This window comes from Kitasatospora sp. Ki12 (assembly GCF_054601375.1).
Genome location: NZ_BAAIHT010000001.1, coordinates 3,505,229 through 3,522,443 on the forward strand (window position 1 = coordinate 3,505,229; position 17,215 = coordinate 3,522,443).

The following is a 17,215-nucleotide window of genomic DNA, read 5'->3' on the forward strand; positions in this document are numbered from 1 at the left end:
GCTCGCGCCGTCCGGGCTCGCGCCGTCCGGGGCCCGCGTAGGCTGGCCGGATGCTCGAACCCGCCCTGCTGCCGACCCCGCTGGTGGACTGCACCGACGAGGTGTTCGCCCGGGCCGGGGTGGAGCTGCGGTTGAAGCGGGACGACCTGCTGCACCCGACCGTCCCCGGCAACAAGTGGCGCAAGCTCGCGCCGAACCTGGCCGACGCCGTCGAGCGCGGCCACACCCGGCTGCTGACCTTCGGCGGGGCGTACTCGACCCACCTGCGGGCGGTCGCGGCCGCCGCCGGGGCGCTCGGGCTGGAGAGCGTCGGGCTGGTCCGCGGCGAGGAACTGGCCGACCGACCGCGCAACTGGTCGCTGCGGGCGGCCGAGGCGGCCGGGATGCGGCTGGAGTTCCTGACCCGGGCCGCCTACCGGGAGGCCACCGGCCGGGCCGCCGCGGACCACGGCGCCTCGGCCGAGGAGCTGCGGCGCCGCTGGGGCTCCTGCCTGGTGCTCCCGGAGGGCGGCTCCAACGCCCTGGCCGCCGTCGGCGCGGCGGCGGTCCCGGCCGAACTGCCCGACCTGGGCGCCCGTGACGTGGTCTGCTGCCCGGTCGGCACCGGAGGCACCCTGGCCGGCATCGCGGCGGGCCTGCCGCCGGGCGCGCGGGCGCTCGGCGTGGCCGTGCTGCGCGGCGGCGAGGGCTACCTGGAAGCGGAGGTCGCCAGGCTCCACCGGGCCGCGTACGGGCGCGAGTTCGACAACTGGCGGATCGACCACGCGCACCACGGCGGCGGCTACGGCAGGGTCCCGGCGGACCTGGCGGCCTTCGCCGAGGGGTTCGAGCGCCGGCACGGCGTCCCGCTGGAACGCCGCTACGTCGCCAAGCTGCTGGCCGCGCTGGCCGGCCTGGCCGAGGCGGGCGCCTTCCCGCGGGGCACCCGCCTCACCGCCGTGGTCACCGGGGTGCCCGATCCCGAGCAGCCCGAGCAGCCCGAGTAACCGGCCGCCCGGCGGCCGGGCGCGGTCAGCCGAAGGTCAGGTTGGCGCACGGGTCGGTGTCGGCGTTGCGGGTGTTCTCCGCTATGCCGGTGGGGATGCCACCGCCCGGCGTGACGGGCGCGGCACCGGGCGTGGCACCGGCGGTGGCGCCGGGTGCCGGGCTCGGGGAGGAGACCGCGTCGATCCGGGTGCCGGCCGCCCGGTAGTCGGCGCCGAGCGTGACGGTGACCGCCTCCGAGCCGGGCTCCTCGACCGCCTTGGCGCCGGGGAAGAGCGCCACCACCTGGTCGGCGGTGGCCTTCAGCGCGGGGTCGTACCCGATCCGGGTGACCTGGTGCCCGGGGTCGTTGGTGCCGAGCGTGACGTTCCGGAAGCCCCGCGCCTTGAGCGTCTCCGCGCCGGAGCCGGCCAGCCCGGCGCTGCCGACCCCGTTGACCACGGTGATCGGGGCCGCCGCCTGCTCGGGGGTGAGCGGGGTGTCGGCGCCGGCGGTCGCGGTGGGCGAGGCGGTCACCTGGCCGGTTCCGGCGGTGCTCTGCCCGTCCAGGGTGCGGTCCTCGCGCAGCAGCGTCCAGAGGGTGTCGGCGTCCGGCTGGACCAGCCGGATCCGCTCGCCCGCGAAGCGCCAGGGCGCGGTGACGAAGGTGACGTCGGAGAGCTTGATGTCCTGCACCGAGCGGGCGAAGTCCACCAGCTTCATCGCGGTGCCCAGCCCCTCGTCCACGGTGAGCGACTTGGTGGCGGCGTCCGCCAGCGGCAGCAGGGTCGGCAGCGAGAAGCCCTGGCCCTGGACCTTCTTGATCATCGAGGAGAGGAAGGCCTGCTGGCGCTTCATCCGGCCCACGTCGGAGTTGTCGCCGATGCCGTGGCGCGCCCGGAGGTAGTCGACGGCGGACTGTCCGGAGAGCTTCTGCAGGCCCTTCTTCAGGTGGATGCCGTACTCGTTGACGTCGTTGGGGACGCAGGCGTCGACGCCGCCCACGGCGTCGGCCATCGCGGCCGCGCCCTTGAAGTCGACCACCACGGTGTGGTCGATCCGCAGCCCGGTGAGCTTCTCCACGGTGTTCTGGGTGCAGGCCGGGTTGCCCTTGGGGTCGTCGCCCACGGAGAAGGCGGCGTTGAACATCTGGTCGTTCCTGGCGGTCGTCCAGGCGCCGCTGGGCAGCCGGCAGGACGGGATGGTGACCAGGGTGTCGCGGGGTATGGAGACGCCGACGGCGTGCTTGTGGTCGGCGTAGATGTGCAGCACGATCGCGGTGTCCGAGTGGCCGACGCCCTCGTCGCCGCCGCCGAGCGACTTGTTGCCGTCGTCGCGGGTGTCCGAGCCGAGCAGCAGCACGTTGACCGGCACCGAGGCGCCCGGGGTGGCCGGTACGGGGGCGGGCGGGCGCTCGGTGGCGACGCCGCCCGCGTCGAAGGTGGTGATGTTGCTGTCCAGTCGGTGGTAGAACCAGGCTCCGGCACCCACGACCGACAGCACCAGAACGGCGGCCAGGCCGATGGCGGTCCGCAGGTAGCGGCGCCGGCGCGTGCTGCTGCTCATCCTCCGTGCCCCCCGTCTTCAGGTATCTCGCGTTCGATGATTCGAACGTTAGACGTTCCGGAAGGCGGTTCGGTTACCCCCGATGGGCGAACGGATCTCCCGTCGAGCCTGTGATGCTGGTCACGCGCCGGGGCCGGCGGCGCCCGTGAGCATCCGCCGGAGCAGGTCGCGCAGGACCGTCCGCTCGTCCGGGCCGAGGGCGGCCAGCGGCTCGCGGGCGAAGTTCAGCGATTCGCGCAGCTCGGTGGAGGCGGCCGAGCCGGTGTCGGTGGCGGCGACCAGCTTGACCCGGCGGTCCTGCCGGTCGGCCTCGCGGGTCACGAAGCCGCGGGACTCCAGCCGGTCGACGATGCCGGTGATGTTGGACGGCTCGCAGCTGAGCGTCTGGGCGATCTGGCGCATCGGCATCGGCCCGCGCCGCAGCAGCGCGAGGACCTTGGCCTGGGCTCCGGTGAGCGAGCGGGCGGCGGCGGCCTCTTCGTACTCGCGGTGGAAGAGCGCGACCAGGTTGGCCATCAGGTCGACGACCTCGCGGGTGATCTCGTCGGGCTGCGGCGTGGCGTCCTGGGCCGGCTGAGTGTCCATGGTCCATAGTCTACCTGAAAAGTTGACAACATGAACCTTTTATGTCCATCGTTACTTCAGTTTCTCAACCTTTCATGCAGTTGAAGCGCAAGGAGAACCATCCATGGCAGAGCAGGCCGCCCCCGCCACCGCCCGTGAATGGCACCTCGCCGCCCGCCCGCAGGGCTGGCCGGTGCCGACCGACTTCGCCCTGGTCGAGGCCCCGGTCCGGACCCCCGGTCCGGGCGAGATCCTGGTCCGCAACGCCTACCTCTCGGTGGACCCGTACATGCGCGGCCGGATGAACGACGTGAAGTCCTACGTCCCGCCGTTCCAGCTCGGCGAGGCCATGGACGGCGGCGCGGTCGGCTACGTGGTGGCCTCCGAGGCCGAGGGCTTCGCCCCGGGCGACGCGGTGCTGCACGGCCTCGGCTGGCGCGAGTACGCCACCGTGGACGCCAAGCGCGCCGTCAAGGTCGACCCGGCCGCCGCCCCGCTCTCCGCCTACCTCGGCGTGCTCGGCATGACCGGCCTGACCGCCTACGCCGGCCTGCTCGCCGTCGGCGGCCTCAAGGAGGGCGACAAGGTCTTCGTCTCCGGCGCGGCCGGCGCGGTCGGCTCCATGGTCGGCCAGATCGCCAAGCTCAAGGGCGCCGCCCTGGTCGTCGGCTCGGCCGGCTCGGCCGAGAAGGTCACCAGGCTGGTGGAGGACTTCGGCTACGACGCCGCCTTCGACTACAAGGAGGCCCCGGTCCGCGAGCAGCTCGCCGCGGCCGCCCCGGACGGCATCGACCTGTACTTCGACAACGTCGGCGGCGACCACCTGGAGGCCGCGATCGGCGCGCTGAACGTGCACGGCCGCGCCGTGCTCTGCGGCGCGATCGCCCAGTACAACGAGACCACCGCGCCCGCCGCCCCGCGCAACCTCGCGCTCGCCATCGGCAAGCGGCTGCGCCTGGAGGGCATGCTGGTCGGCGACCACGCCGCGCTGCAGCCGCAGTTCGTCGCCGAGGTGGCCGGCTGGCTGGCCTCCGGCGAGCTGCGCAACGAGGAGACCGTGGTGGACGGTTTCGAGCACGCCGCCGAGGCCTTCCTCGACCTGCTGCGCGGTGCCAACACCGGCAAGATGGTCGTCCGCCTGGACGGCTGACGCCACGTCAGGACGCCCGACCGCCCCGCCGCCCCGACCCGGGCGCGCGGGGCGGTCCCGTACCCGGGGTCGCGCGGGGCCGCGCGGAAAGGTTCGCGGTCGGGCGCAGGGGATCCGCCCGCACTACCGCATTCCGGCCGGATCCGAAAGTGCGTCAGCCATCGTGCGGGGCGGCGCGGTACGGTGGTCCCGCCCGGCGATGGGGCCGTTCGGGGGAGAGATCCGGCCGAGGGGTAGACCTCGTTGAGGATTCGACTAGCATTGAGCGAAAGCCTGTCCGTTTTGCTCAATTTAGTGGCTTAATGTCGGCTAACGTGGGTAACTGTGGATCAACTGCAGGCACGAGGCAGCTGGGGAAGGCGACCCTCGTCCACAGCCTGGAGGTCCCGGTGACGACACGTGGAGTTCTGTACATCCACTCCGCGCCCCGCGCGCTGTGCCCGCACGTCGAGTGGGCCGTCGCGGGGGTGCTCGGTGTGCGGGTGAGCCTGGACTGGATCCGCCAGCCGGCCGCACCCGGGCATTGGCGTGCCGAGCTCTCCTGGCAGGGGGAGCCCGGCACGGCTTCGAAGATCGCCTCCGCGCTGCGCGGCTGGCAGTTGATGCGGTACGAGGTGACCAGCGAGCCCTGCGCCACGGCGGAGGGCGAGCGCTACAGCAGCACGCCCTCGCTCGGCATCTTCCACGCCGTCACCGGCATCCACGGCGACATCCTGATCCCCGAGGACCGGCTGCGCGCCGTCCTGCTGCGCGCCCGCAGCGAGGGGGCCGACCTGGAGGCCGAGATCGCCCGGCTGCTCGGCAAGCCCTGGGACGACGAGCTGGAGCCGTTCCGGTACGCGGGCGAGGGCGCTCCGGTGCGCTGGCTGCACCAGGTGGTCTGAGACCGACGGGTACGACGGAGGGGCCGGCGCTCGCGACGAGCGCCGGCCCCTCCGTCATGGGCGTCAGCGGGTGCGGAAGGCCAGCACCACGTTGTGGCCGCCGAAGCCGAACGAGTTGTTCAGCGCCGCGATCCGGCCCTCGGGCAGCTTGCGGGCCTCGCCGCGCACGATGTCCGCGTCCACGTCGTCGTCCAGGTCGTCGACGTTGATGGTCGGCGGGGCGAGACGGTTGTGCAGGGCCAGCACGGTGGCGACGGTCTCGACGCCGCCGGCGCCGCCCAGCAGGTGGCCGGTCATCGACTTGGTGGCCGAGATGGCGATGTGGTCCAGGTCGTCGCCGAGCTCCTTGCGGAGCGCCTTCAGCTCGGCGGTGTCGCCCTGCGGGGTCGAGGTGGCGTGCGCGTTGACGTGCACGATCTCGGCCTTGTCCAGCTCGTTGCGCTCGAACAGGTCGGCCAGCGCGCGGGCCACACCGGCACCGGTCGGCTCGGGCTGGGCGATGTGGTGGGCGTCCGAGGACAGGCCCTGGCCCACGGCCTCGCAGTAGATCCGGGCGCCCCGGGCCTCGGCGTGCTCGACCGACTCCAGGACCACCACGCCGGCTCCCTCGCCCAGCACGAAGCCGTCACGGGCCTTGTCGTACGGGCGGGAGGCGTGCTGGGGGTCGTCGTTGTTCTTGGACATCGCCATCATGCTGGCGAACGCGGCGATCGGCAGCGGGTGGATCGCCGCCTCGGTGCCGCCGGCCACCACGACGTCGGCGCGACCGGTGCGGATCATCTCGATCGCGTAGCCGATCGCCTCGGCGCCGGAGGCACAGGCGGAGACGGGGGTGTGCACACCCGCGCGGGCGCCGACCTCCAGACCGACGTTGGCCGCCGGGGAGTTGGGCATCAGCATCGGGACGGTGTGCGGGGAGACCTTGCGGGCGCCCTTCTCGCGCAGCACGTCGTACTGGTCGAGCAGGGTGGTCACGCCGCCGATGCCGGAGGCGATGACGGTGCCGAGGCGCTCGGGGGCGAGCTTGGAGGACTCGTCGGTGGCGGGGGTCTCGTAGCCCGCGTCGGCCCAGGCCTCGCGGGCCGCGATCAGGGCGAACTGGGCCGAGCGGTCCAGCTTGCGGGCCAGCGGGCGGGGCAGGATCTCGCCGGGCTCGACGGCGGTGCGCGCACCGATCCGAACCGGCAGCTCCTCGGCCCACTCCTCGGTCAGGGCCGCCACACCGGACCTGCCGGCGACCAGGTTCTCCCAGGTGCTGGCGGCGTCGGCGCCCAGCGGCGTGAAGGCGCCGATACCCGTGACGACCACGGTGCGATTTTCAGCGGTCACTGGTTTCTTCTTCTCTCACGTGTGCGGGGGGTCGGCGGGAGCCGAGGACGGGCCCGGCCGGGCGCCCCGGTTGGGGCGTCCCGGCCGGCGGTCGGCCTGGCTCGGTGAGCCGGGCCGACAGGTCAGCCGTCGGAGGCGTGCGGGACGCCGGACGAGCTGGCCGAGTCGAACGAATCGATCGCTCAGGCGTTGGTGAGGATGTAGTCCACCGCGTCGCCCACGGTCTTCAGGTTCTTCACCTCGTCGTCCGGGATCTTGACGTCGAAGCGCTCCTCGGCGGCCACGACGACCTCGACCATGGACAGCGAGTCGACGTCCAGGTCATCGGTGAAGGACTTGTCGAGCGCGACATCCTCGGTCGGGATACCGGCGATCTCGTTGACGATCTCGGCGAGACCTTCCAGGACCTCGTCCTTGGTAGCCATACTGGCTGCTCCTCTTCAGTGTTGAACGTGTCCGGCCGGCGGCCGGGCACAGGCTTGTGGGGCAATGGGCGAAACGCGCCTAGGGGAGCGTAACGACTGCTGCGGCGTACACGAGACCGGCCCCGAACCCGATGATCAGCGCCAGGTCGCCGCTGTGGGCCTCGCCGGTCTCCAGCATGCGCTCCATCGCGAGCGGAATGGAGGCCGCGGAGGTGTTGCCGGTCTCCGCGATGTCACGGGCAACCGGCACCGACTCCGGCAGCTTGAGGGCCTTGATCATGGCGTCGGTGATCCGCATGTTGGCCTGGTGCGGGATGAACGCGCCGAGCTGGTCGGCGGTCACCCCGGCGGCGTCCAGCGCCTGCTGGGCGACCTTGGCCATCTCCCAGACCGCCCAGCGGAAGACCGGCTGGCCGTCCATCCGCAGGTACGGCCACTTGGTCTCGCCGCCCGGGCCGTTGACGGCGTCGGGCTTGGCGAAGGCGGTGTCCCAGGCCTCGGTCTGGGTGATCACGTCGGCCTGCGAGCCGTCGGACCCCCAGATCAGCTTGCCGATGCCGGGGACGTCGGACGGGCCGACGATCGCGGCGCCCGCGCCGTCGCCGAAGATGAAGGCGGTCGAGCGGTCCGACTGGTCGGTCAGGTCGCTGAGCCGCTCGACACCGATCACCAGCACGTACTCGGCGTTGCCGCCGCGGATCATGCCGTCGGCCAGGCCGAGGCCGTAGCCGAAGCCCGCGCAGGCGGCCGAGATGTCGAAGGCCGGGGCGGTGCCGCAGCCGAGCCGCTCGGCGATCTCGGTGGCGATCGCCGGGGTCTGCTTGAGGTGCGAGACCGTCGCGACGATCACGCCGCCGATCCGGTCCGCGGAGATCCCGGCCTGGGCGATGGCCTTGCCGGCGGCCTGCACCGACATCTCGGCGACGGACTCGTCCGGGCCGGCCCAGCGGCGCTCGGTGATGCCGCTGCGGGTGCGGATCCACTCGTCCGAGGAGTCGATCCACTCCAGCACCTCGGCGTTGGGAATCACCCGGACCGGGCGGTAGCCGCCGACGCCGTGGATGCGCGAGTACCGCGCACCCGTGGCGGGACGGATCTGGGGCTTGGTCATGCGTGGAACTCCTGGTCCTGACCGCCGTGCTCCGCGACGAGCGCGCGGGCCTTGTCCAGATCGGCGGGGGTCTTGAGGGCGAGCGTGGCCACACCCTTGAGGTTGCGCTTGAGCAGCCCGGTCAGGGTGCCCGCGGGGGACAGCTCGATCACGGCCGTCGCGCCCAGCTGCCCGAGGGTCTCCATGCAGAGGTCCCAGCGGACCGGGTTGGACACCTGCGACACCAGGCGCGCGAGCACCTCGGCACCGGAGTCCACGACCGCGCCGTCCTTGTTGGAGACGTAACGGACCTGCGGGTCGGCCGCGGTCAGGGTCGGGGCCAGCTCCGCCAGCCGCTCGACGCCGGGGGCCATGTGCTCGGTGTGGAACGCGCCGGCCACCTTCAGGGCGATCAGCTTGGCGCCGGCCGGCGGGTCCGCCTTCAGCGCCTCCAGCTGGGCCAGCGTGCCGGCGGCGACGATCTGGCCGCCGCCGTTGTTGTTGGCCGCGGTCAGGCCGTGCTCGGCCAGCTTCGCCGCGACGACCTCCGAGTCGCCGCCGAGCACGGCGATCATGCCGGTCTCGGTGACGGCGGCGGCCGCGGCCATGGCCCGGCCGCGCTCACGTACGAAGGCCAGCGCGTCGTGGGCGCTGAGCACTCCGGCACCGGCGGCGGCGGTGATCTCACCGACGCTGTGGCCGGCGACGGCGCCGACCAGCTTGCGGGCGGCGTCCTCGTCCGGGAACAGCTCCCGGGCGGTCACCAGACCGGCCGCGACCAGCAGCGGCTGGGCGACGGCGGTGTCCTTGATCTCCTCGGCGGACGCCTCGGTGCCGGCGTGCACCAGGTCGAGCCCGGCCACCTCCGACCAGCCGCGAAGGCGGTCGGCGACACCGTCCAGCTCCAGCCAGGGGCTGAGGAAACCGGGGGACTGGGCACCCTGTCCAGGGGCGACGATTACGAGCACGGTTCAACCCTCTCTCGCCAGGCGCCCAGGGGCGGGTAGGCGACGGTAACGAAGAAAACCATCCGGGATTGTATGGTCCCTACATCCCGGCTCAGCTGGGCTCCCCGGCCGCGGTCAGTCGGCCGAGGGCCAGTGCGATCCGCAGGGTGAACGCCGAACGTACGTCGGACGGGGCGTACCCCGTGACGTCGGTCACACGTCGTAGCCGGTAGCGCACCGTGTTGGGGTGGACGAAGAGCATCCGGGCGGCGCCCTCCAGCGAGGAGGCCTGCTCCAGGTAGACGCTCAGCGTCTCCAGCAGGGCCGAACCGGCCTCGTCCAGCGGTGTGTAGATCTCCTCCACCAACTGCTGGCGGGCGGCCTGGTCACCGGCCAGCGCCCGCTCGGGCAGCAGGTCGTCGGCCAGCACCGGGCGCGGGGCGTCCGGCCAGGCCGCGCAGGCGCGCAGGCCGGCCGCGGCGGCGTGCGCCGAGCGGGTCGCGGAGAGCAGGTCGGGCACGGTCGGGCCGACCACCACCGGGCCCGGCGCGAACTGGCCGATCAGCGCCCTGGCCGCCTGCACCGGCTCCTTGTCGCCGCCGACCACGACCACCAGGCGCCTGCCCAGCACCCCGGTCAGCACGTGCAGCTTGGCGTACCGGGCGGCCCGGCGGATCGCCTCCACCACCAGCTCGCTGTCACCGTCCGGGGCGTTGCCCATCACCACCCGGATCTGGCTGGGCTGGCCCCAGCCGAGCGCGGCGGCGCGCGAGAGCACGCCCTCGTCGGCGTCGCCGGACAGCAGGGAGTTGACCACCAGCGCTTCCAGCCGGGCGTCCCAGGCGCCGCGCGCCTCGGCCGCCTGGGCGTACACCTGGGCGGTCGCGAAGGCGATCTCCCGGGCGTAGACCAGCACCGACTCGCGCATGTCCGCCTCGTCGCCGGGGGCGGCCACCTCCTCGATGGCCTCCTCCATCACCTCGATCGTGGTGCGGATCAGCTCCACGGTCTGGCGCAGGGTGATCGCCCTGGTCAGCTCGCGCGGGGCGGTGCCGAAGACGTCGGTGGAGATCGCCTTCGCGGACTCGGGGTGCCGGTACCACTCGGTGAAGGCGGCGATACCGGCCTGGGCGACCAGGCCGATCCAGGACCGGTGCTCCGGCGGCATCCGCCGGTACCAGCCGAGCTGGTCGTCCATCCGCGAGATCGCGGCGGTGGCCAGCTTGCCCGAGGCCTTCTCCAGCCGCTTGAGCGTCGCCGCCCGGCGCTCGGCGCGCTCGGCGGCGTTTCTGCGCTCCTGCGCCGTCAGGCGGGGCGCCGTACGGCCGGGGCGGTCACGGCCCGACCGGGGAGCCGGGCTCTTCCCGGTCGGTTCGGGTGCGGGACTGGGTTCGCTCTTGGCGTTCGCGGAGGCGGCTGGCACAAGGACAAGACTGCCTCACGTGAGTGACTGCTCGTGCACACCCCCCGGCGGAGCGGCACGGTGGCAAGGGTCACACCCTTTAGTGTGGGGCGCGTGACCGACGCCCCAGAACGCCCCCGCGCCGACCTGCGCCGCACCGGCGAGCGCTACCGCTCCACCCCGGCCGAGGGCGTCGAGACCCGCCACGCGTTCTCCTTCTCCGGCCACTACGACCCGAAGAACACCCACTTCGGCGCGCTGCTCGCCTGCAACGAGGAACTCCTCGCCCCCGGCGCGGGGTTCGAGGAGCACAAGCACCGGGACACCGAGATCCTGACCTGGGTGCTGGAGGGCGCGCTCGCCCACCGGGACTCCCACGGCCACGAGGGGGTGGTCCGCCCGGGGACGGTCCAGCACCTGAGCGCCGGTTCGGGCGTCACCCACACCGAGCGCAACGCCGACGGCGCCACCGGCCCGGTGCGCTTCGTCCAGATGTGGCTCCAGCCGGACAGGTTCGACGCCGAGCCGGCGTACGGGCTGCGCGAGGTGGAACCGGCCGACGACGGGTTGACACTGCTCGCCTCCGGTCTGGAGCGCGACGCCGGGACGGACGCGCTGCGGCTGCGCCGCGGTGACGCCGCGCTCTGGCTGGCGGCCGCCGGGCCGTGGCAGCCGCTGCCCGGACTGCCCGCGGCCCCCTGGCGGTACGCCCACCTGACGGCCGGCTCGCTGGGCTACCGGACCGTCCCGGGGCCCAAGGGCGGCGGACGCTCGATGGTCCCGGGCGACAGCGTGCGGATCACCGGCGACGCCTTCGCCGACCCGACGGCCGGCGAGACCGGCGCGCAGCTCCTGCTCTGGGAGATGCACTCGCCGGTCTCGTACGGCTGAGGGGGCCCGGCTCTCAGCCCAGCTCGGCGAGGACCGCGTCGGAGAAGGCCGGCCAGGCCTCGACCGCCCACGGGCCGAAGTCCCGGTCGGTGAGCGCGACGCAGGCCGCGCCCGCCCGCGGGTCGACCCACAGGAAGGTGCCGGACTGGCCGAAGTGGCCGAAGGTCGCGGGGGAGTTGGCGGTGCCGGTCCAGTGCGGGCTCTTGCCGTCGCGGATCTCGAAGCCGAGGCCCCAGTCGTTCGGGCGGCGGTGGCCGTAGCCGGGCAGCACGCCGCTGGTGCCGGGGAACGCCACCTCGCGGGTGGCCCGCAGGACGGTGGACGGGTCCAGCAGCTTGGGGGCCTGGAGCTCGGCGGCGAACCGGGCGAGGTCGGCGACGGTGGACAGGCCGCCGGCGCCGGCCGGGGACTTGTGCGCGGTGTTGATCAGGGTGTCGGCCATGCCCAGCGGCTCGAACACCGCCTCGGCGGCATAGCGGGAGAACTCGATCCCGGCGGCCTCGGACAGCGTCCGCGCCAGCGCGTCGAAGCCCGCGTTGGAGTACAGCCGGCGGTTGCCGGGCTCGGCGAACACCCGGTCCTCGTCGAAGCCCAGGCCGGAGGTGTGCGCGAGCAGGTGGCGCACCGTCGAACCGGGCGGCCCGGCCGGGTCGTCCAGCTCGAACACGCCCTCCTCGACCGCGACCAGCGCCGCGTACGAGGTGAGCAGCTTGGTCACCGACGCCAGCGGGAACAGGTGCTGCTGCGGGCCGTGCGCCCCCAGCACCGCGCCGTCCGCCCCCCGGACCACCGCCGCCGCGGCGTGGGGCACCGGCCAGTTGTCGATCATGCGCAAGCTCTCCATGGACCTCGACTGTAGCCGGGGTCGGAGACGGGTGGCGGGGGCACCCGGCTGACGGGTCGGACCGGCTTGCTTGGAGTGCACTCCAACTCGGTAGCGTCGTTCCCGTCGCACAGGACGGGTCGCGTGAGGACCGGTCGTGCGACGACAGGTCGTACAGGACAGGGGGGAAACGTTCGATGGCCACGCCCGCACGAGTCGAGGTCGACCCGCTCAGCTGCTCCGAGGTGTTCAACCGCGCACCCGGCGGCGATCCGGACCGGACCCCGCGGCACACCATCAGCGAGGTCGCCGCCGCGAGCGGCCTGACCGCCCACACCCTGCGCTGGTACGAGCGGATCGGCCTGCTGGACCCGGTCGACCGCGCGGCCGGCGGCCAGCGCCGCTACTGCGACGCCGACCTGCACCGGCTGGCCTTCCTGGGCCGGCTGCGGCTGACCGGCATGTCCGTGGCGGACATGCTCAGGTACGTCGACATGGCCCGTCAGGGCGAGGGGACCTACGAGGACCGCCGGCAGCTGCTGGTCGACCAGCGCGAGGAGGTCCGGCAGCGGATCGTCGACCTCCAGGCCACCCTCGCCGTCCTCGACTACAAGATCGATCTCTACGCCGGGAAGATCGCCGGCAGCACCGGCGCCCCGGTCGAATGCCGGTACCACCAAGAGGAAGAGCAGAGCGCTTGACCTCAGCCTCCGGCCGAAGCCAGAGGATTCCGGCCCTCGCGGGTCGGGCTTTCTGCTTCACAGTCGATTGCCGACCTGGGGTTACCAGCGGAGGGACGGTGTGCCGCCCATCGGTCTTACATCAGCTCCACAGACCTGACTTCCCGCCGGCCCGGCGGTAGGCCGGGCCGAAGCTTGGTTATCGCTCCGACCCGGCGTGACCACGCTATCACTGTCCGTGGCAATCGACCTATTCCGCAAAAGATCCGATCCATTCCCCGGCCTCGGTCGGGGGTTTGTGGAGGTATCACATGACTCACCCCGTCCTTCCCACCGCCGAACTCGGCACGGGCGGCCCGCTGGTGGGCGTCCAGGGCCTCGGCTGCATGGGCATGAGCGAGTTCTACGGTCCGACCGACTCAGACGAGGCGCTCGCCACCCTGGGTGCCGCGCTGGAGCGCGGTGTCACCCTGTTCGACACGGCCGACATGTATGGCTTCGGCCGCAACGAGGAGTTCGTCGGCCCCTTCGTCAAGGCCAACCGGGACCGGGTGGTGATCGCCACCAAGTTCGCCATCGAGCGCTCGGAGGACGACCCGACCCGGCGCGCCATCCGCAACGACCCGGCGTACATCCGGGCCGCCGTCGACGCCTCGCTGCGCCGCCTCGGCGTGGACGAGATCGACCTCTACTACATGCACCGCCGCGACCCGGCCGTGCCGTTCGCCGAGTCGGTCGGCGCGATGGCCGAGCTGGTCGAGGCCGGCAAGGTGCGTCACCTCGGCCTGTCCGAGGTGACCGGCGCCGAACTGCGGGAGGCGCACGCCGTCCACCCGATCGCCGCGCTGCAGTCCGAGTGGTCGGTGTTCGCCCGCGATGTCGAGCGCTCGGCGGTGCCGGCCGCGGCGGAGCTGGGCGTCGCCTTCGTGCCGTACTCGCCGCTCGGGCGGGGCTTCCTCACCGGCGCGTTCCAGGACGCCGAGAGGCTCTCCGCGACGGACTTCCGGCGCACCCACCCCCGTTACACCGGCGAGAACGCAGCCGCCAACGGCGAACTGCTCGCCCCGCTGCGGGAGATCGCGCAGGCGCACGGCGTGACGCTCGCCCAGGTCGCGCTGGCCTGGGTGCACCAGCGGGCCGAGGTGCACGGGCTGACCGTCGTGCCGATCCCGGGCACCCGCAAGCGCAGCCGGCTCGCCGAGAACACCGGGGCGGTGACGCTGCGGCTCACCGCGGCGGAGCTGGCGCTGCTGGAGCCGGTGGCCGGCCGGGTGTCGGGGGACCGCTACGCGGACATGAGCTTCACCTCGGTCGGCCGGGAGTAGCCGGCCGGAAGCGGCCGGCCGGAGGTAGCGGGCCGGAGGTAGCGGGCCGGAGGTAGCGGGACGGGCCCGGGGAGCCGCCGGCTCCCCGGGCCCTGCCCGTCGCGTCGGTTCAGGCGGCGCGGCCCAGCCAGGCGGCCAGTCGGGCGTGGACGTCGGCGTCCTCGGCGGCCGGCCGGACGGCGCCGAACGGCACGCCCTCGCCCCGGCCCTCGGCCGGCAGGACGGCCTGGGCGATGCCCAGCGCGGTGTGCGCCAGCCCGTCGTCCAGGACGAAGCCGTTGCCGAGGCTGGTGGCGATGTCCCAGGTGTGGGTCACCGCCTCCATCACGTAGCCGCCGACCGCGGCGGCGCCGGGCACCTCGCCCCAGGGGGCGAAGGTCGGGCGGCCGAGCTTGGCGTCGTCCGCCCAGGCGGCGGCGACCCGGGCGCGGGCCCGGCCCAGCGCGGCCGGCCAGCCCTCGTCCGACGGGTCCACGATGCCGGGCAGGATGTCCTCGGAGCGGCCGCCCTCGCCCATGTAGGCGAGGCGGTGGACGCCGCCGACCACGTGGTTGAGCAGCTGACGCAGGGTGAACTCGGGGCAGGGGGTGGGCCGGTCGAGGTCCGCCGGGGTGATCGTGGCGAACAGCTTCTCCAGCTGGTCGAGGGCGAGCAGGTACTGCGGGCGGGCGTCCTGGACGGCGTTCATGTGCGGTCAACTCTCCGTAGTGGGCCGGTCTTTCGGGCTCGGAACGCAATCTCCCAGTAAAACCTGACAAGCGCCGTCAGGATTACTGGGATTCTTGTTCCATGAAGGCCGACCGCCTGCTCTCCGTCCTCCTGCTGCTCCAGACCCGCGGCCGGGTGTCCGCCACCGAACTCGCCGAGCGGCTGGAGGTGTCCGTCCGCACCATCTACCGCGACGTGGAGTCGCTCTCCGCCGCCGGGGTGCCGGTGGTCACCGAGCGCGGGCGGCACGGCGGCATCGGCCTGCTCCCCGGCTACCGCACCGACGTCACCGGCCTGACCGCGGACGAGGCCAGGGCGCTGTTCGTGCTCTCCGCCCAGGGCGCGCACAGCGACCTCGGGCTGGAGGGCGCGCTCGGCTCGGCGCTGCGCAAGGTGATGGCGGCGCTGCCGGCCCCGCACCGCCCGGCCGCCGAGCGGATCAGCGAGCGGATCCTGGTCGACCCGGCCCGCTGGATGCAGGGCGGCCCGCCCGCCGCCGCGGCCGGCCCGGACCTCGGCGAACTGCAGTACGCGGTCTTCGCCGACCGCCGGCTGCGGCTGCGCTACCGGCACAGCGGCACGCCCGCGCCGGCGGAGTACACCGTGGACCCGTACGGGCTGGTGAGCAAGGCGTCGGTCTGGTACCTGGTGGCCGATCTGCACGGCGAGCCGCGGCTGTTCCGGGCCGACCGGGTGCTGGCCGCCGAGACCACCGAGGAGGCGGTGCGCCGCCGGGCCGGGGTGGGGCTCGGCGAGGTGTGGGCGGTGCTGCGCGAGCAGGTGGAGCGGCTGCCGAAGGAACTGCCGGTACGGGTGCGGGTACGGCGCGGCAGGCTGGACCTGTTCCTGCGCATCCACGGCGGCCGGGTCACCGCGCAGCCGCCGGAGACCGGCGTCGGGCCGGCCGAGGACTGGGTGGAGGTGGCGATGGCCTTCCCGTCCCCTGCGGCCGTCCGGTCGTTGCTGGCCTTCGGCGCGGACGCCGAGGTGCTGGCCCCGCCGGCCGCCCGGCGCGAACTGGCCAGGGCGGCGGCGGACGCCCTGCGGCTGTACCAGGACCAGCCGTCGTAGGGCGTGAACGGGCTCTAGGAGTTGGGCTCCGTCCGGACCACGTCCCGGTAGTGGCCGAGGGAGATCGCCGCGAAGTTGTGCAGGCTGTCGGTGCCGTCGGTGAAGTAGCCGTTGTGGCCGACCGCGCGGGCCGAGGAGATCTGCTCGGCGCCGAAGCCGCCGCCGGTCGGGTCGGCGCCGTGGCCGAGCTTGCCGACCTCCAGGAACGGGACGTTGCCGATCCAGTCGCTGGGGTTGCGGGCGGCCCAGACGTGTACGCCGTCGCCCAGTTCGGCGGTGCTCTGCACGCCCATGCCGGGGCTGCCGAACACCATCATGTCGGTGATGCCCGAGGTGTCGGACGGCGAGGCGGCCGCCCGCGGGATCTTCGGGGCGGCGGTGCCGCAGACCACCGAGCCGTACGAGTGGCAGAGCAGCGACGGGGGCACGTCCGGCCGGGTGGTCTCCTTGAGCCCGGCGAGCAGCCGCTCCAGCCGGGGCGCCGCGACGTCGGCGAGCCGGGAGGTGGCCGCGTCCGGGCCGAGGCCGGAGGGGGTGACGTAGCCGGTCCAGGAGATCACGGCGGTACGGGTGCCCGGGGCCTGGCGCTGCTCCTCGGCGTGGAGGGCGCGGGCCATGCCGGCCGGGGAGCGCAGCGGCTCGGCGGTCTGGTCGAAGTGGCCGAGGTCGGCGTCCGAGCCGGGCACCAGGACGGAGATCCGCTCGGCGTCGGCGAGGTCGCCCCACACCTCGGTGACCAGGCCACGGCCGCGCGGGTCGAAGGCCAGGATCTGCCGGCCGGGGGCGAGCAGGTGATCGACGTCGTTGGCGCGGGAGACGGCCAGCGCGCGGGTGTCGGAGTCGAGCTCGCGGTCCTCGGCGCGGGCCTTGGCCTTGTCGCGCTCGACGGCCAGGGCGATCCGGTTGGCGCGGTAGCGCAGGTCCAGCGGGGCGCCGTCGTAGTTGCCGACGACCAGCGGGTACTCCTGGATCAGCCGGTCCAGCTCGGTGGGCGCCAGCGAGGCGAAGAACTCGGCGGCGGCGGCCGGGCTGGTGGTGGCCGGATCGGGCAGCACGCGGCCGTAGGAGTGGTCCTGGACCCAGGCGGCGCTGCCGGCCGGGGGCGTGGAGATCGCGAGCTGCTCGGAGGAGACGGCCGCCGCGGCGGCCGAGGCGCCGGCATCGGCGAGCACGGCACAACCCGCGAACGCTCCGACCAGTACCCGCTTCCAGCGTCGACGGTTGCGCACCGCACCAACTCCCTTGGGGCCCGTCACCGTTTCTCGGGCGGTGCCCGGAGGGTGCGATAAGACTGCTGACTTCCCTGCGCAAGCCTAGGGGGCCCGACGGGGTGGCGGGCACGGCCAAACTGTGGGATGAGTCACATGAACCGAGGGTGTCCTGACGGCGTCTCCCAG

At 73.5% G+C, this 17,215-nt stretch carries 17 protein-coding genes; 7 read left to right on the forward strand and 10 right to left on the reverse strand.

Features of this window, described 5'->3' with window-relative positions; translation table 11 throughout:
• The first annotated feature begins 50 nt into the window (after positions 1 to 50).
• Positions 51 to 986, forward strand: a complete 936-nt coding sequence (locus tag ACYP53_RS15465) for a 1-aminocyclopropane-1-carboxylate deaminase/D-cysteine desulfhydrase (RefSeq protein ID WP_459647694.1) — start codon at positions 51 to 53, stop codon at positions 984 to 986.
• A 25-nt stretch (positions 987 to 1,011) separates the two neighbouring features.
• Here the strand turns inward: ACYP53_RS15465 and ACYP53_RS15470 are convergent, their stop codons facing one another.
• Both ACYP53_RS15470 and ACYP53_RS15475 read right to left on the reverse strand, forming a co-directional pair.
• Positions 1,012 to 2,529, reverse strand: coding sequence for an LCP family protein (locus ACYP53_RS15470; protein ID WP_459647695.1), 1,518 nt, complete (start codon positions 2,527 to 2,529; stop codon positions 1,012 to 1,014).
• Between the two features lie 120 nt (positions 2,530 to 2,649).
• Positions 2,650 to 3,114: a MarR family winged helix-turn-helix transcriptional regulator gene (locus ACYP53_RS15475; protein ID WP_459647696.1), complete on the reverse strand. Its 465-nt coding sequence runs from the start codon at positions 3,112 to 3,114 to the stop codon at positions 2,650 to 2,652.
• A 103-nt stretch (positions 3,115 to 3,217) separates the two neighbouring features.
• Here ACYP53_RS15475 and ACYP53_RS15480 point away from each other — a divergent pair, with 103 nt between their 5' ends.
• The gene (locus ACYP53_RS15480) at positions 3,218 to 4,243 is read left to right on the forward strand and encodes an NADP-dependent oxidoreductase (RefSeq protein ID WP_189918123.1); all 1,026 of its coding nucleotides are present in this window, start codon (positions 3,218 to 3,220) and stop codon (positions 4,241 to 4,243) included.
• Between the two features lie 389 nt (positions 4,244 to 4,632).
• Positions 4,633 to 5,127, forward strand: coding sequence for a DUF3145 domain-containing protein (locus ACYP53_RS15485; protein WP_189918125.1), 495 nt, complete (start codon positions 4,633 to 4,635; stop codon positions 5,125 to 5,127).
• 63 nt (positions 5,128 to 5,190) lie between these two features.
• Here the strand turns inward: ACYP53_RS15485 and fabF are convergent, their stop codons facing one another.
• The 5 genes from fabF to ACYP53_RS15510 form a co-directional block, all read right to left on the reverse strand.
• On the reverse strand, positions 5,191 to 6,456 hold the full coding sequence (gene fabF, locus ACYP53_RS15490; RefSeq protein ID WP_189918127.1) for a beta-ketoacyl-ACP synthase II: 1,266 nt from the start codon (positions 6,454 to 6,456) through the stop codon (positions 5,191 to 5,193).
• A 182-nt stretch (positions 6,457 to 6,638) separates the two neighbouring features.
• Positions 6,639 to 6,881 carry an acyl carrier protein gene (locus ACYP53_RS15495; protein WP_189918130.1) on the reverse strand — a complete coding sequence of 81 codons (243 nt, stop codon included), beginning with the start codon at positions 6,879 to 6,881 and terminating at the stop codon, positions 6,639 to 6,641.
• Positions 6,882 to 6,960: 79 nt separating this feature from the next.
• Positions 6,961 to 7,992 (reverse strand): beta-ketoacyl-ACP synthase III, encoded by a 1,032-nt coding sequence (locus ACYP53_RS15500; RefSeq protein ID WP_189918132.1) that lies wholly within the window; start codon positions 7,990 to 7,992, stop codon positions 6,961 to 6,963.
• Positions 7,989 to 8,939, reverse strand: a complete 951-nt coding sequence (locus tag ACYP53_RS15505; protein WP_189918134.1) for an ACP S-malonyltransferase — start codon at positions 8,937 to 8,939, stop codon at positions 7,989 to 7,991. The genes ACYP53_RS15500 and ACYP53_RS15505 overlap by 4 nt, the downstream gene beginning before the upstream one ends.
• 91 nt (positions 8,940 to 9,030) lie before the next feature.
• Positions 9,031 to 10,227, reverse strand: coding sequence for a PucR family transcriptional regulator (locus tag ACYP53_RS15510; RefSeq protein WP_189918487.1), 1,197 nt, complete (start codon positions 10,225 to 10,227; stop codon positions 9,031 to 9,033).
• A 207-nt stretch (positions 10,228 to 10,434) separates the two neighbouring features.
• Here ACYP53_RS15510 and ACYP53_RS15515 point away from each other — a divergent pair, with 207 nt between their 5' ends.
• The gene (locus ACYP53_RS15515) at positions 10,435 to 11,211 is read left to right on the forward strand and encodes a pirin family protein (protein ID WP_459647697.1); all 777 of its coding nucleotides are present in this window, start codon (positions 10,435 to 10,437) and stop codon (positions 11,209 to 11,211) included.
• Between the two features lie 13 nt (positions 11,212 to 11,224).
• Here ACYP53_RS15515 and ACYP53_RS15520 read toward each other — a convergent pair whose 3' ends face one another.
• On the reverse strand, positions 11,225 to 12,055 hold the full coding sequence (locus ACYP53_RS15520; RefSeq protein WP_459647698.1) for a serine hydrolase domain-containing protein: 831 nt from the start codon (positions 12,053 to 12,055) through the stop codon (positions 11,225 to 11,227).
• A 176-nt stretch (positions 12,056 to 12,231) separates the two neighbouring features.
• On the opposite strand from ACYP53_RS15520, the gene ACYP53_RS15525 reads away from it, so the two are divergent.
• Together ACYP53_RS15525 and ACYP53_RS15530 are read left to right on the forward strand one after the other, a co-directional pair.
• On the forward strand, positions 12,232 to 12,735 hold the full coding sequence (locus ACYP53_RS15525; RefSeq protein ID WP_459647699.1) for a MerR family transcriptional regulator: 504 nt from the start codon (positions 12,232 to 12,234) through the stop codon (positions 12,733 to 12,735).
• Positions 12,736 to 13,025: 290 nt separating this feature from the next.
• On the forward strand, positions 13,026 to 14,039 hold the full coding sequence (locus ACYP53_RS15530) for an aldo/keto reductase (RefSeq protein WP_459647700.1): 1,014 nt from the start codon (positions 13,026 to 13,028) through the stop codon (positions 14,037 to 14,039).
• Between the two features lie 109 nt (positions 14,040 to 14,148).
• Here the strand turns inward: ACYP53_RS15530 and ACYP53_RS15535 are convergent, their stop codons facing one another.
• On the reverse strand, positions 14,149 to 14,727 hold the full coding sequence (locus ACYP53_RS15535; RefSeq protein ID WP_459647701.1) for a TIGR03086 family metal-binding protein: 579 nt from the start codon (positions 14,725 to 14,727) through the stop codon (positions 14,149 to 14,151).
• A 101-nt stretch (positions 14,728 to 14,828) separates the two neighbouring features.
• Here ACYP53_RS15535 and ACYP53_RS15540 point away from each other — a divergent pair, with 101 nt between their 5' ends.
• On the forward strand, positions 14,829 to 15,818 hold the full coding sequence (locus tag ACYP53_RS15540; RefSeq protein ID WP_459647702.1) for a helix-turn-helix transcriptional regulator: 990 nt from the start codon (positions 14,829 to 14,831) through the stop codon (positions 15,816 to 15,818).
• A gap of 14 nt (positions 15,819 to 15,832) precedes the next feature.
• On the opposite strand, the gene ACYP53_RS15545 is transcribed toward ACYP53_RS15540, so the two are convergent.
• Positions 15,833 to 17,047, reverse strand: coding sequence for an alpha/beta hydrolase (locus ACYP53_RS15545; RefSeq protein WP_459647703.1), 1,215 nt, complete (start codon positions 17,045 to 17,047; stop codon positions 15,833 to 15,835).
• Between the last annotated feature and the right edge of the window lie 168 nt (positions 17,048 to 17,215).

Coding starts and splice junctions, on each gene's coding strand:
- ACYP53_RS15465 (WP_459647694.1), top strand. CDS start 51: ATGCTCGAACCCGCCCTGCTGCCGACCCCGCTGGTGGACTGCACCGAC.
- ACYP53_RS15470 (WP_459647695.1), bottom strand. CDS start 2,529: ATGAGCAGCAGCACGCGCCGGCGCCGCTACCTGCGGACCGCCATCGGC.
- ACYP53_RS15495 (WP_189918130.1), bottom strand. CDS start 6,881: ATGGCTACCAAGGACGAGGTCCTGGAAGGTCTCGCCGAGATCGTCAAC.
- ACYP53_RS15530 (WP_459647700.1), top strand. CDS start 13,026: ATGACTCACCCCGTCCTTCCCACCGCCGAACTCGGCACGGGCGGCCCG.
- ACYP53_RS15520 (WP_459647698.1), bottom strand. CDS start 12,055: ATGGAGAGCTTGCGCATGATCGACAACTGGCCGGTGCCCCACGCCGCG.
- ACYP53_RS15525 (WP_459647699.1), top strand. CDS start 12,232: ATGGCCACGCCCGCACGAGTCGAGGTCGACCCGCTCAGCTGCTCCGAG.
- ACYP53_RS15535 (WP_459647701.1), bottom strand. CDS start 14,727: ATGAACGCCGTCCAGGACGCCCGCCCGCAGTACCTGCTCGCCCTCGAC.
- ACYP53_RS15540 (WP_459647702.1), top strand. CDS start 14,829: ATGAAGGCCGACCGCCTGCTCTCCGTCCTCCTGCTGCTCCAGACCCGC.
- ACYP53_RS15480 (WP_189918123.1), top strand. CDS start 3,218: ATGGCAGAGCAGGCCGCCCCCGCCACCGCCCGTGAATGGCACCTCGCC.
- ACYP53_RS15500 (WP_189918132.1), bottom strand. CDS start 7,992: ATGACCAAGCCCCAGATCCGTCCCGCCACGGGTGCGCGGTACTCGCGC.
- ACYP53_RS15475 (WP_459647696.1), bottom strand. CDS start 3,114: ATGGACACTCAGCCGGCCCAGGACGCCACGCCGCAGCCCGACGAGATC.